Source organism: Pseudomonas sp. LA5 (assembly GCF_028640825.1).
GTDB lineage: Bacteria > Pseudomonadota > Gammaproteobacteria > Pseudomonadales > Pseudomonadaceae > Chryseomonas > Chryseomonas aestiva.
Genome location: NZ_JAQYZY010000039.1, coordinates 1 through 13,288, shown reverse-complemented (window position 1 = coordinate 13,288; position 13,288 = coordinate 1). Strand labels below are relative to the sequence as shown.

General features: G+C 65.9%; 12 protein-coding genes. 9 read left to right on the top strand and 3 right to left on the bottom strand.

Features of this window, described 5'->3' with window-relative positions:
- Nucleotides 1–10 precede the first annotated feature (10 nt).
- The gene (locus PVZ72_RS14915; protein WP_273862355.1) at nucleotides 11–424 is read left to right on the top strand and encodes a cytidine deaminase; all 414 of its coding nucleotides are present in this window, start codon (nucleotides 11–13) and stop codon (nucleotides 422–424) included.
- Nucleotides 425–435: 11 nt separating this feature from the next.
- Entirely contained in the window at nucleotides 436–1,746 is a 1,311-nt protein-coding gene (gene deoA, locus PVZ72_RS14910; RefSeq protein ID WP_273862354.1) for a thymidine phosphorylase, read from the top strand.
- 177 nt (nucleotides 1,747–1,923) lie between these two features.
- Here deoA and PVZ72_RS14905 read toward each other — a convergent pair whose 3' ends face one another.
- On the bottom strand, nucleotides 1,924–2,736 hold the full coding sequence (locus tag PVZ72_RS14905; protein ID WP_273862353.1) for a cyclic nucleotide-binding domain-containing protein: 813 nt from the start codon (nucleotides 2,734–2,736) through the stop codon (nucleotides 1,924–1,926).
- A 130-nt stretch (nucleotides 2,737–2,866) separates the two neighbouring features.
- On the bottom strand, nucleotides 2,867–4,414 hold the full coding sequence (locus tag PVZ72_RS14900; protein ID WP_273862352.1) for a bifunctional aminoglycoside phosphotransferase/ATP-binding protein: 1,548 nt from the start codon (nucleotides 4,412–4,414) through the stop codon (nucleotides 2,867–2,869).
- A gap of 153 nt (nucleotides 4,415–4,567) precedes the next feature.
- Here PVZ72_RS14900 and mrcB point away from each other — a divergent pair, with 153 nt between their 5' ends.
- The 3 genes from mrcB to PVZ72_RS14885 are packed head-to-tail and all read left to right on the top strand — an operon-like array spanning nucleotide 4,568 to nucleotide 8,021.
- Entirely contained in the window at nucleotides 4,568–6,910 is a 2,343-nt protein-coding gene (mrcB, locus tag PVZ72_RS14895; protein WP_273862351.1) for a penicillin-binding protein 1B, read from the top strand.
- A 35-nt stretch (nucleotides 6,911–6,945) separates the two neighbouring features.
- Nucleotides 6,946–7,695: a tetratricopeptide repeat protein gene (locus PVZ72_RS14890; RefSeq protein ID WP_273862456.1), complete on the top strand. Its 750-nt coding sequence runs from the start codon at nucleotides 6,946–6,948 to the stop codon at nucleotides 7,693–7,695.
- Nucleotides 7,695–8,021, top strand: coding sequence for a YqcC family protein (locus PVZ72_RS14885; protein WP_133861910.1), 327 nt, complete (start codon nucleotides 7,695–7,697; stop codon nucleotides 8,019–8,021). The genes PVZ72_RS14890 and PVZ72_RS14885 overlap by 1 nt, the downstream gene beginning before the upstream one ends.
- Before the next feature lies 1 nt (nucleotide 8,022).
- On the opposite strand, the gene PVZ72_RS14880 is transcribed toward PVZ72_RS14885, so the two are convergent.
- Entirely contained in the window at nucleotides 8,023–8,487 is a 465-nt protein-coding gene (locus PVZ72_RS14880) for a DUF4124 domain-containing protein (RefSeq protein ID WP_133861909.1), read from the bottom strand.
- Nucleotides 8,488–8,885: 398 nt separating this feature from the next.
- Between PVZ72_RS14880 and PVZ72_RS14875 the strand changes: the two genes are divergently transcribed.
- From PVZ72_RS14875 to pssA, 4 genes are all read left to right on the top strand, one after another.
- Complete coding sequence (locus PVZ72_RS14875; RefSeq protein WP_133861908.1) at nucleotides 8,886–10,610, top strand: acetolactate synthase 3 large subunit; 1,725 nt, start codon at nucleotides 8,886–8,888, stop codon at nucleotides 10,608–10,610.
- Between the two features lie 2 nt (nucleotides 10,611–10,612).
- On the top strand, nucleotides 10,613–11,104 hold the full coding sequence (gene ilvN / locus PVZ72_RS14870) for an acetolactate synthase small subunit (RefSeq protein WP_007159690.1): 492 nt from the start codon (nucleotides 10,613–10,615) through the stop codon (nucleotides 11,102–11,104).
- 26 nt (nucleotides 11,105–11,130) lie between these two features.
- Entirely contained in the window at nucleotides 11,131–12,147 is a 1,017-nt protein-coding gene (gene ilvC, locus PVZ72_RS14865; protein WP_273862350.1) for a ketol-acid reductoisomerase, read from the top strand.
- A 164-nt stretch (nucleotides 12,148–12,311) separates the two neighbouring features.
- Nucleotides 12,312–13,166 carry a CDP-diacylglycerol--serine O-phosphatidyltransferase gene (gene pssA / locus PVZ72_RS14860; protein WP_271653739.1) on the top strand — a complete coding sequence of 285 codons (855 nt, stop codon included), beginning with the start codon at nucleotides 12,312–12,314 and terminating at the stop codon, nucleotides 13,164–13,166.
- The last annotated feature ends 122 nt before the right edge of the window (nucleotides 13,167–13,288 follow it).

Below are 13,288 nucleotides of genomic sequence, written 5' to 3'. Positions count from 1 at the left end.
GGAGACTGTCATGAGCACCAACCTGCCTGCGCACCTCGCCGCATTGCTTCCGGAAGCGGTCGCTGCAGCCGAGCGCGCCTACTGTCCGCATTCGGAATTTCCCGTGGGCGCCGCCCTGCTGACCGCCGAGGGCGAGGTCATCCATGGCTGCAACGTGGAAAACATCTCCTACGGCCTGACCAACTGCGCCGAGCGCAGCGCCCTGTTCGCCGCCATCAGCCGAGGCCTGCCGCCGCGCAGCTTCGCTGCCATGGCCATCCATGCGCCGGGCGTCCCCCTGATCAGTCCCTGCGGCGCCTGCCGGCAGGTGCTGCTGGAGCTGATGGCGCCCGACGCGACCATCGTCTGCAGCGGCAGCGAACCCGGCCGTACCCGCACCTGGACCCTGGCCGAGCTGCTGCCCGGCGCCTTTGACGACTTCTAAGGAGTCCGCCCATGTGGCTCGCCCAGGAAGTGATCCGCCAGAAGCGCGATGGCCTGGAGGTGTCCGCTGCGGATCTCCAGCGCCTGGTCCGCGGCATCGCCGACGACAGCCTCAGTGAAGGCCAGATCGCCGCCTTCGCCATGGCTACCCTGCTGCGCGGCATGACCGCTGCGGAGCGCACCGCCCTGACCCTGGCCATGCGCGACAGCGGCCAGGTGCTGCACTGGGACCTGCCGGGGCCGGTGGTGGACAAGCATTCCACCGGCGGCGTGGGCGATCTCACCAGCCTGGTGCTGGCACCGCTGCTCGCCGCCTGTGGCTGCCATGTGCCGATGATCTCCGGGCGCGGCCTGGGCCATACCGGCGGCACCCTCGACAAGCTGGAGAGCATCCCCGGCTATTGTATCCGTCCTGGCCTCGCGCGCTTTCGCCAGGTGGTGGCCGAGGTGGGTTGCGCCATCGTCGGTCCGGACGCCGATCTGGCCCCGGCCGATCGCCGCCTCTATGCCATTCGCGACGTCACCGCCACGGTGGAATCGGTGGACCTGATCACCGCCTCCATCCTGGCCAAGAAGCTGGCCGCCGGCCTGGACGTGCTGGTCATGGACGTCAAGACCGGCGGCGGCGCCTTCATGGCCGAGCAGGAAGCCGCCCTGCGCCTGGCCGACAGCATCGTCGAGGTCGCCGAGGCGGCAGGTGTCCGTACCCGCGCCCTGGTCACCGACATGGGCCAGCCCCTGGCGCGCAGCGCCGGCAATGCCCTGGAAGTGGAGGAGGCGATCGCCCTGCTGGCCGGCGAGGTGCGCAGCGCGCGCCTCTGGCAGGTGATCCAGGTGCTGGCCGAGGAGACGCTGCAATTGGCCGGACTGGCCGACGATGCCATCGCGGCCGAGCGCCTGGTGCTTGAGGCCTGGCAGAGCGGCGCCGCCCTGGCGCGTTTCGCGGCGATGAACCTGGCCCTGGGCGGCCCGTCCGACCTGACCGAGCGGCCCTGGCAGCATCTCCCTCGGGCTCCGATCGTGCGCGCCGTCCATCCGGCCCGCCCGGGCTGGGTGCAGCAGGTCGATACCCGTGCCTTGGGTCTGCTGGTGGTCGAACTGGGTGGCGGTCGACAGCGCCCGGAAGATGAAGTGGATCCTGCCGTAGGCCTGGCTGATCTGGCATTGCCCGGCGAGTGGGTCGACGAGAATCGGCCTCTAGGTCTGATCCATGCCGGCGACGCCCACCGTGCCGCGCGGGCTGCCCGGCAACTGCAGGCGGCCTATGTTCTGGGTGAGGAGCGGCCGACTGATGCTGTGCCAGTCGTACTGGATCGCCGCTAGCGTCAGATTCCGGACAAAAAAAGACCCGGCAGAGCCGGGTCCAAAACCGTGATTAGCCTGATGAGGAGATAACCCGAAGACCACTGCTGGACCTCCAGTTATCGACCGATCTCGCGACCGGCTGAGTTGAATAATAACAATTCTCATTCCATCGTCAAGCGTATTCGAGAATATTTCTTAATTACTGCCAGCGGGGCGCTCCGGGGCAGTGCGCAGGCGAGTGACTTCCTTGTTCAGCGTATCGATATGGCGCGCCATGTTCTCGATCAGGCTGTGGGCGATGCGCGGGGTGGTCTCCATCAGCGAGACGAACTGATCCTGGGGAATCACCAGCACGGTGCAGACGGTCTTGGCGATGACGCTGGCGGTACGCGGCGTATGGGTGAAGACCGCCAGGGCGCCGACGATCTCGTCCTGGCAGACCTCGCCGACCTTGCAGCCATCCACCCAGGCCTCGGCATGGCCTTCGGTGATGACGAAGACGTGCTCGGCGGAGTCGCCCTGGCGGATGATGACCTCGCCGGCGGCATAGCGACGGAAGCCGGTCGCCGGCTGGGTGACCGGCGGCTTGAGCCGGATCAGCGCCTGGGCCAGCAGCGACTGCTGGCCCAGCATGTACTTCAGCAGGGCATCGCGCTGGACCGGCGTGGCGGTGGCCGCCGCGAGAAAGGTCTCGCGGTCGTAGGGCAGCACCCGCACGTCGGCCTCGCTCTCGTAGTTGAGGATCGGCAGGTCCAGGGTGCGCCCCAGGCCGATCAGATCGCCCTCGCCGAGCTGGAACAGCGCCCGCTGATCCAGCACCACCCGCAGCGGGCCGCGCTGGATCAGATAGACCTCGTCATTGCGCATCCAGTCCTGCAGCAGGGCGGCGGGACTCAGCTGCAGCGGCTGCCGACTCGGCGCCACACCACTGACCAGCAGCGCCGGAATGGCCTGCAGCGCCTGACGCAGCTGATCGACATAGGGAGGCTGATCGCCGATGAGGTACATGGTGCCAATTCCTTCTTGTTACGCAGAGGTTGTGACGTGGGTCGCACGATAAGCCGCTCGTCGGCGACCGTAAATCCACAACTCCACGAGCTGTGACGGAACGCTTGTTCTGCCTCCCAGGAGGTCGCGGTCAGACCGACGCACGACCCAGGCGGCGCAGCAGTCGAGCCGGCAGGGCCTCCAGCTGTCCCGCGCGCTCCAGCTCCACCACCAGCGCCCGATCCTGCTCGGCGGGTTCGAGCGGATCCTGCGCCTGGCGCTGGGCTGCCACCACCGCGAGGGTGGCTTCGGAAGGGTCGGTCCCCTCGGCCTGGCGCTCCTGCAGCCAGCGGGCGATGAGTTCGTCGTCCGCCTGGCAGTCGATGATCAGCAGGGGGGCGGCCTGGGCTTCGGCCAGGGCCTGGGCCGCGGCGCGCTGGGCCTGCTTGAGATAGGTGGCGTCGAGCACCAGCGGATAGCCGGCCGCCAGCACCTGGGCGCCGATCTCGTGCAGTCGCGCATAGGTGGCTTCGCCGGCTGCGGCGCTGTAACGGGTGGCTTCGTCGCTGTCGACATAGAGGCGCTGGCGCTCGACATCGGATCTCAGCCGAATGGCGCCGAGCGCCTCGACCAGGGCCAGGGCCACGGTGCTCTTGCCGATGCCCGAGACGCCATGCATCACCGCCGCGAAAGGCTGAGGCACCTGGGTGTAGCCCTCGGCCAGGGCCGTGTAGCTGCGATAGCTGGCGAGGATCTCGGCCCGCAGCGCCGGCTCCTCGGCCTGGCCCAGGCGGAACAGGGCGATCTTGGCGCGCACCATGGCGCGATAGGCCTTGTAGAAGTCGAGCAGGGCAAGACCGGCATAGTCGCCGGTCGCCTCGAAGTAGGCGTTGACGAATCTGTTGCTCAGCGCCTTGAGACCCCGGTCTTCCAGGTCCATGGCCAGGAAGCCGGCATCGCCCATGGTGTCGGTCAGGCGGAAGGGCTCGTTGAACTCGATGCAGTCGAACAGCACCACCTCGCCGTCGAGCAGGGTGGCGTTGGCCAGGTGGATGTCGCCGTGGCATTCGCGGATGAAGCCGTCTCGGCAGCGGGTCTCGAACAGCGGCAGCAGGCGGGCGTAGCTGGCTTCGGCCCAGGCTTCCAGCTGATCGAGCTGCTTGAGGTCGGCCGCCTCGCCGAGCATGGCGCGGATCTGCTCGAAATTCTGCCGCACCGGCGCCATGGCGGCGTCCGGGGTGCACAGCGGATGCTCGGTTGCCACCAGGGGCGCTGCCAGGTGGAAGCGGGCGATCTGGGCGGCCAGGGCATCGATGTGGGCCTCGGTCAGTTCGCCGCGTTGCTGCACTTCGCTGAGCAGCTGGCTCTGGGGGAATTCGCGCATGCGCAGGGCGTATTCGATCACCGGACCGCTGCCATCCAGCTCGGGAGCGCCTTCGCTGCCGGTGATGGCCACCACGTCCCGGTAGAGATCGCGGGTCAGGCGCTGATTGAGGCGCAGCTCCTCACGGCAGAAGTGACCGCGGGCCTCCAGGTCGGTGAAGTCGAGGAAGCCGAAGTTCACCGGCTTCTTGATCTTGTAGGCGACCTCGCCGGTCAGCACGACCCAGGAAATATGGGTTTCGATCACCCGGAACGCCGAGGTGGGATGGGGATAGAGCGCCGGGTTCTGCAGGGCGGAAATCAGGAGCTGGCTCACGGGCGGTCCTTGTAGGAAATGGATGGCGGCATTATCGCTGCCAGGGCGGTCCACGCAAGCCAAGACACCGGGAAGGGGCATCCTTGAACCCCAGCTGACGAAGCGCTTGTGGGCCGCTGTCGGCCAACGGGCAAGTGCGTATAATGCGCCGCCATGAAGCGACCCCGATCCTCTCGTTCCCGCAAGCGCAAGACCTTTGACTGGCGCCGTCTGTCCGGCTGGGCAGTCAAGCTTGGTCTGGTCGCGCTGGTAGCCCTGGCTGGCGTATGCATCTATCTGGATGCCGTGGTCCAGGAAAAATTCTCCGGCAAGCGCTGGACCATCCCGGCCAAGGTCTATGCCCGGCCGCTGGAATTGTTCAATGGCGTCAAGCTCAGCCGTGACGACTTCCTCACCGAACTCGATGCCCTCGGCTATCGCCGCGAGAAGACCGTGGACGGCCCCGGCAGCGTCTCCGTGGGCGCCTCCACGGTCGAGCTGAACACCCGCGGCTTCCAGTTCTACGAAGGCGTCGAACCGGCCCGGGCGATCCGCGTGCGCTTCGCCGGCGGCACCGTCTCCGGCGTTAGCGCCCTGGATGGCAGCAACCTGGCCGTGGCCCGCCTGGAACCGCTGATGATCGGCGGCATCTATCCGGCGCATAACGAGGATCGCATCCTCATCAAGCTCGACCAGGCGCCACCGCACCTGGTCGATGGCCTGGTGGCCGTCGAGGACCGCGAGTTCTGGCATCACCACGGCGTCTCGCCCAAGTCCATCGCGCGCGCCGTCTGGGTCAACGCCACCAGCGGCCAGGTGCGCCAGGGTGGCAGTACCCTGACCCAGCAGCTGGTCAAGAACTTCTATCTCACCAACGAGCGCAGCATCACCCGCAAGGGCACCGAAGCCCTGATGGCGCTGCTGCTGGAGCTGCACTACAGCAAGCAGGAAATCCTCGAGGCCTATCTCAACGAGGTATTCCTCGGTCAGGATGGCTCGCGCGCCATCCACGGCTTCGGTCTGGCCGCCCAGTACTTCTTCGGCCAGCCCTTCAGCGAACTGAAACTGCATCAGGTCGCCCTGCTGGTCGGTCTGGTGAAGGGCCCGTCCTACTACAACCCGCGTCGCTATCCCGAGCGCGCCATGGCCCGCCGCAATCTGGTACTCGACCTCATGGCCGAGCAGGGCGTGGTCAGCGCCACCGAGGCCGAGGCCGCCAAAGCCCGCCCGCTGGGCATCACCAAGGCCGGCAGCCTGACCAACAGTTCCTTCCCGGCCTTCGTCGACCTGGTCAAGCGTCAGCTCAAGCAGGACTACCGCGACGAAGACCTCACCGAGGAAGGGCTGCGCATCTTCACCAGCTTCGACCCCATCCTGCAGACCAAGGCCGAAGCGGCCATGGCCGAGGCTTTGAAGCGCATCGATGGTCGCAAGGGCGCGGAAAACGTCGAGTCGGCCATGGTGGTGACCAATCCGGAAACCGGTGAGGTCCAGGCGCTGCTGGGTGGCCGCGATCCGCGCTTCGCCGGCTACAACCGCGCCCTCGATGCGGTGCGCCAGGTCGGTTCGCTGATCAAGCCGGCGGTCTATCTCACCGCCCTGGAACGCCCCAGCAGGTACACCCTGACCACCCTGATCCAGGACGAGCCCTTCTCGGTGAAAGGCGCCGACGGCCAGGTCTGGCGGCCGCAGAACTACGAGCACAAGGCGCACGGCACCATCTTCCTCTATCAGGGGCTGGCGCATTCCTACAACCTCTCCACGGCGCGCCTGGGCCTGGACCTGGGGCTACCCGAGGTGCTCAAGACCGTCGAGCGCCTGGGCGTGAGTCGCGCCCTGCCGCCTTATCCGGCGACCCTGCTCGGTGCCGGCGCCCTGACGCCCATGGAAGTGGCGACCATGTACCAGACGCTGGCCAACGGCGGCTTCAATACCCCGCTGCGCAGCATCCGCAGCGTGCTCGACGCCAATGGCGAGCCGCTCAAGCGCTATCCGTTCCAGATCGAGCAGCGCTTCGATACCGGCGCCATCTACCTGGTGCAGTACGCCATGCAGCGTGTCATGCGCGAGGGCACCGGCCGCTCGGTCTACAACCAGATCCCCACCAGCGTGAACCTGGCGGGCAAGACCGGTACCACCAACGATTCCCGCGACAGCTGGTTCTCCGGCTTCAGCCAGGATCTGCTGGCGGTGGTCTGGCTGGGTCGCGACGACAACGGCAAGACACCGCTGACCGGTGCCACAGGCGCCCTGCAGGTCTGGAGCAACTTCATGCGCCGCGCCGATCCGGTCTCCCTGGATATGCCGGTGCCGGACAACATCACCCAGGCCTGGGTCGATGCCACCACCGGCCGCGGCACGGATCCCTCGTGTCCCAATGCCGTGCAGATGCCTTATATTCGCGGCAGTGAACCGCCAGCGGGCGCCTCCTGTGGCGCGCCGGCCGCACCCGCCACCGGCGGTAACGGCAACAGCGGCAGTCCGGTCATGGATTGGGTCAAGGGTTGGTTGAATTGAGAGGTCCCAAGGTGACGAAAGCAGTCTGGCCGGTGATGATCGCCGGTGTTCTCCTCGCCGGTTGCGCCGCGCCGCAGCGTGGCGCCATCCCCGTGGTCGATTCCGGCGGTCCGGTGTCCAACGGCGAACTCTATCGCCAGGGCAACAACCGGCCCCTGCCGGCGCAGCGCCAGGCCCCGGTGGCCGCAGCGCCCAGCGCACCGGCCGATGCTGGGGTGACCGTCATGGTGCCGGGCGGCAGTTCCGCGCCCCTGGAGACCTATGCCGCGCCGGCGGCCTCGGCGCCGCTGATCACCTCGTCCAGCCCCGGCACGCCGCCCGCCCAGGCGCCGGTGCAGCCCAGCTATTCGCAGCCGGTCTATCCGCCCGCCACTCAGGGCGCCGCCGCTGCCAGCAGCGCGCCGACTGGCATCCCCTCCGCCAGCACTTCCACGGGCGGCGGCCTGGCTGCCGACGAGCAGCTCGACGGTCCGGTGCTGGCCCTGCTGACCACTGCCCAGCAACAGCAGGGTGGTGGCGATCTCAACGGCGCCTCCTCGAGCCTGGAGCGCGCCATGCGCATCGCCCCGCGCGAGCCCCAGGTGCTCTATCGCCTGGCCCAGGTGCGCCTGGCGCAAAACGATCCGGCCCAGGGCGAGCAACTGGCCCGTCGCGCCCTGACCTACGCCAATGGTCGTCCGGCCCTGCAGGCCAGTCTCTGGCAGTTGATCGCCCAGGCCCGTGAAGCCCAGGGCGATGCCTCCGGGGCCGCCCTGGCCCGGCAGAAGGCGCAGGTGGGTACCTGATGGACGAGCGCCTGCCCGCCCTGGCCGATCAGCTGCTGCAGATCGAGCGTGAATTGCGCCTGCTCGGCTGGTGGTCGGCGCAGGCGCCCAGCGCCGAGGCCCTGGCCAGCCAGGAGCCCTTCTGCGTCGATACCCTGAGCTTCGCCCAGTGGCTGCAGTGGATCTTCGTGCCACGGATGAAGCTGATCATCGAAAGCGATGCGGTCCTGCCGGCGCGCTCGGGCATCCGGCCGATGGCCGAAATGGTCTACCAGGGCAATCTCGATCCGGTCCTGCCCCTGCTCGCGTCCCTGGCCGAATTCGACCGCATCATCGAAGGCCCCTGAGCTACTTGCCGCAGTTCTGCTCGATGGACAGCTGGGTCTCGGCCAGCCGCTGCTGACGCTCCTCTTCGCTCAGCCGCCGCGTCTCGCCACGACCGGACTGCACCAGGATGCGTGGATTGTTGCGCAGCTGCGCCAGATTCTGGCGCGCCTGGTCGCACTGCTCCTTGAGCTTGTTCTGCTCCTCGCGCACCTGCGCCTTCACCTGGCGATCCAGCTCCTGCTGCTGGGCATCGTTGGACACCGACGGCTGCTGGGCGCCGTTGGGCATCTTGTAGGTGGGCGCAGTGCCACCGCCATTGATCTGCGGCGCCGTCTTCACGTCCACCTCGTTGGCCTTCTGGCCCTCGGGCGGCTGGGCACTGAAATGGGTGACACCCTTGTCGTCGGTCCACTTGTAGACCTGCGCGGCCTGGGCGGACAGGCTGCAGGCGAAAGCCAGGGCGGAAAGCCAGAAGATCGAGCGCATGGGAATCCTGGAAGGGGAGAGGACAGGACTTCACTATAAGAGGAGACGTCGACCTTTTCATCACGGCTGATCGCCGACGACCGATTGCGCCCGGTTGCACCTTTCGGCTTGACTTGCACCGGTCGAATGCGAACAATCCAAAGTTCGCTGTAGCGAGTCGGCCCAAAGCTGACTGCTCGGCAGACCATGAGGTGCCTACCCGCGCCGCCACAGTCAAATACCCTGCACCGCGTTACCTCGCGTCGGGTGGAAGCTCCAGCATTCATCGGAATCTTCCAACAAGGCTTTCTAGGCAGCTGAATCGTCGGTGACCACCGTCGCCCATGCTCTGCCTTGCAGTCAACCGAACCTTGAGCGTCCACCAATGGGCGCTCGCCATGCGTGGAATGAGGTGATACGTGGAGCTATTAACTGGCGCTGAGATGGTCGTCCGCTTCTTGCGCGACGAGGGCGTGAAACACATCTACGGGTACCCGGGCGGTGCCCTGCTGCACATCTACGACGCCCTGTTCAAGGAACCGGCGCTGAACCACATCCTGGTTCGTCACGAACAGGCCGCCACCCACATGGCTGACGGCTATGCCCGCGCCACCGGCAAGGCCGGCGTGGTCCTGGTGACCTCCGGCCCCGGTGCGACCAATGCCATCACCGGCATCGCCACCGCCTACATGGACTCCATTCCCATGGTGGTCCTGTCCGGGCAGGTGCCGAGCAACATGGTGGGCACCGACGCCTTCCAGGAAACCGACATGGTCGGCATCTCCCGGCCGATCGTGAAGCACAGCTTCATCATCAAGCATCCCTCCGAGATCCCCGAAGTCCTCAAGAAGGCCTTCTACCTCGCCGAGTCCGGCCGTCCCGGTCCGGTGGTGGTCGACATCCCCAAGGACATGGGCGATCCGACCAAGAAATTCGAATACGTCTATCCGAAGAAGATCAAGCTGCGCTCCTACAATCCGGCGCAGCGCGGTCATTCCGGGCAGATCCGCAAGGCCATCGAAATGCTGGTGGCGGCCAAGCGCCCGGTTCTCTACGCCGGTGGCGGGGTCATCCTCGGCGGCGCCTCCGCGGCCCTCACCGAGCTGGCGCGCCTGCTCAACCTGCCGGTCACCAATACCCTGATGGGGCTCGGCGGCTATCCGGGCAGCGATCGCCAGTTCCTCGGCATGCTCGGCATGCACGGCAGCTACCCGGCCAACCTGGCCATGCACCACAGCGACGTCATCCTCGCCGTGGGCGCACGCTTCGATGACCGCGTCATCAACGGCGCCACGCGCTTCTGCCCGAACGCCAAGATCATCCACGTCGACATCGACCCGGCGTCGATCTCCAAGACCATCAAGGCCGACGTGCCCATCGTCGGTCCGGTCGACAGCGTCCTCACCGAGATGGTCGCCGTGGTCCGCGAGCTGAGCGAGAAGCCCCACGCCGAAAGCCAGGCCGCCTGGTGGAAGCAGATCGAGGAATGGCGTGGCGGTCGCGAGATGTTCCCCTACGACAAGGGCGACGGCAGCATCATCAAGCCGCAGACCGTCATCGAGACCCTGTACGATGTCACCGCGGGCGATGCCTACATCACCTCGGACGTGGGCCAGCACCAGATGTTCGCCGCCCAGTACTACCGCTACGACAAGCCCAATCGCTGGATCAACTCCGGCGGCCTCGGCACCATGGGCTTCGGCTTCCCGGCGGCCATGGGCGTCAAGCTCAACTTCCCGGACGCCGACGTCGCCTGCGTCACCGGTGAAGGCAGCGTGCAGATGAACATCCAGGAACTCTCCACCTGCATGCAGTACGACCTGCCGGTGAAGATCGTCTGCCTTAACAACGGTGCCCTGGGCATGGTCCGCCAGTGGCAGGACATGCAGTACAGCAGCCGCTACTCCCACTCCTACATGGAATCCCTGCCGGACTTCGTCAAGCTGGCCGAGGCCTATGGCCACGTCGGCATGCGCATCGAGCGTCTGGAAGACCTCAAGCCGATGATGGCCGAGGCCTTCGCCATGAAGAATCGCCTGGTCTTCCTCGACATCGCCGTGGACAACACCGAACACGTCTATCCGATGCAGATCAAGGATGGCGCGATGCGCGACATGTGGCTGAGCAAGACGGAGCGGACCTGAACATGAGACACATCATCTCCCTGCTGCTGGAAAACGAGCCCGGCGCCCTATCCCGCGTGGTCGGCCTGTTTTCCCAGCGCAACTACAACATCGAAAGCCTCACAGTCGCCGCGACCGAAGATCCGACCCTGTCGCGCCTGACCCTGACCACCATCGGCCAGGAAGAGACGGTCGAGCAGATCACCAAGAACCTCAACAAGCTCATCGAGGTGGTGAAGCTGGTCAACCTGTCCGAGAGCGCCCACATCGAGCGCGAACTCCTGCTGATCAAGGTCAAGGCCACCGGCGCCCAGCGCGCCGAGGTCAAGCGCACCACCGATATCTTTCGCGGCCAGATCGTCGATGTCGGCAGCAGCGTGTATACCATTCAGCTGGCGGGCACCAGCGAGAAGATCGACAGCTTCATCCAGGCGATCGGCGCCGCGTCCATCCTCGAGGTGGTGCGTAGCGGCGTGACCGGAATTTCCCGTGGCGACAAAGCCCTGAGCATCTGATACCCCCTTTTCCAGGAGAACCTGCAATGCGCGTTTACTACGACAAAGACTGTGACCTTTCCATCATCCAGGGCAAGAAGGTCGCCATCATCGGCTACGGCTCCCAGGGCCACGCCCACGCCTGCAACCTGAAGGACTCCGGCGTCGACGTCGTCGTCGGCCTGCGCAGCGGCTCGGCCACCGTGGCCAAGGCCGAGGCCCATGGCCTGACCGTCAAGCCGGTCAAGGACGCGGTCGCCTCCGCCGACGTGGTCATGATCCTGACCCCCGACGAATTCCAGTCCAAGCTGTACAAGGACGAAGTCGAGCCGAACCTGAAGCAGGGCGCCACCCTGGCCTTCGCCCACGGTTTCGCCATCCACTACAACCAGGTCGTGCCCCGCGTTGACCTGGACGTCATCATGATCGCGCCCAAGGCCCCGGGTCACACCGTGCGTTCCGAGTTCGTCAAGGGCGGCGGCATCCCTGATCTGGTCGCCGTCCACCAGGACGCTTCCGGCAATGCCAAGAACGTCGCCCTGTCCTACGCCTGTGGCGTCGGCGGCGGCCGTACCGGCATCATCGAAACCACCTTCAAGGACGAGACCGAAACCGACCTGTTCGGTGAGCAGGCCGTGCTGTGCGGTGGTGCGGTCGAGCTGGTCAAGGCCGGTTTCGAAACCCTGGTCGAAGCCGGCTACGCGCCGGAAATGGCCTACTTCGAGTGCCTGCACGAACTGAAGCTGATCGTCGACCTCATGTACGAAGGCGGCATCGCCAACATGAACTACTCGATCTCCAACAACGCCGAGTACGGCGAGTACGTGACCGGCCCCGAGGTGATCAACGCCGAGTCGCGCGCCGCCATGAAGAATGCGCTCAAGCGCATCCAGAATGGCGAGTACGCCAAGATGTTCGTGGCCGAGGGTGCCTCCAACTACGCTTCCATGACCGCCTACCGTCGCAACAACGCGGCTCACCCGATCGAGCAGGTCGGCGAGAAGCTGCGTGCCATGATGCCCTGGATCGCGTCGAACAAGATCGTCGACAAGACCAAGAACTGATCGAGCAGGGCGCCAGCCCTGTAACGAACGGTAAAGACGCGGCCTCGGCCGCGTTTTTTATTGCACTGCCCACGACCCCGGCAATGCCTTAGCATGAGAGGTTAGGCTGAACCCTATCCTCAAGAGGTCAGTCCAACCCGTCAGGTAATGCCCAAGGAAAATCCATGAGCGAGCGTCCCGAAGAAACCCCGTCCAATACCACCACCGATGGCCTCATCCCCGTGGATGAGCACATCGAGGAGACGCAGGACGCCCAGGGTCGCAAGATCAGACGCCGTGGCGTGTACCTGCTGCCCAACCTCTTCACCACTGCGGCCCTCTTTGCCGGTCTCTATTCGATCATCAAGGGTGTCGCGGCTCAGACCGCCTTCATCCAGGGGCAGTACGAGATCGCTTCCGCCGGCTTCTCCGCCGCCGCCGCCGCCATCTTCATTGCCATGGTGCTCGATGGCCTGGATGGCCGGGTCGCCCGCATGACCAACACCCAGAGCGCCTTCGGCGAGCAGTACGATTCGCTTTCCGACATGGTCGCCTTCGGCGTCGCGCCGGCGATCCTGGCCTTCCAGTGGGCCCTGAGCGGCCTGGGTAATGTCGGCTGGGCCGTTGCCTTCATCTATGTGGCAGGCGCCGCCTTGCGTCTGGCGCGCTTCAATACCCAGATCGGTTCGGTGGACAAGCGCTACTTCATCGGCCTGGCCAGTCCTTCCGCGGCTGCCTTGGTGGCCGGTACCGTCTGGTGCTTCAGTGACTTCGGCATCCAGGGCTCCAAGCTGTCCCTGCTGGTAGCCCTGATGGTCGCCGCGGCTGGCATGCTCATGGTCAGCAACTTCAAGTACTGGAGCTTCAAGACCCTAGGCCTGAAAGGGCGGGTGCCCTTCGTGGTCATCCTGATCGCCGTGCTGGTCTTCGCCGTGGTCTTCACCGACCCGCCGCGCGTGCTGCTGCTGGGCTTCCTGGCCTATGCCGTCTCCGGCCCCTTCACCACCCTCTGGCGCAATCGCCGTGTCGGCCGCGGCTAGCCGCACGAGAGGTCTATAGGAAAGGGGGGGGCTGCGTAAGCAGCCCCCCCCTTTCTTTTTTGGCCTTTGTGAAAATAACCTGTTGACCTGTCCTGAAACTCCCCTATAATGCGCCCCACTTC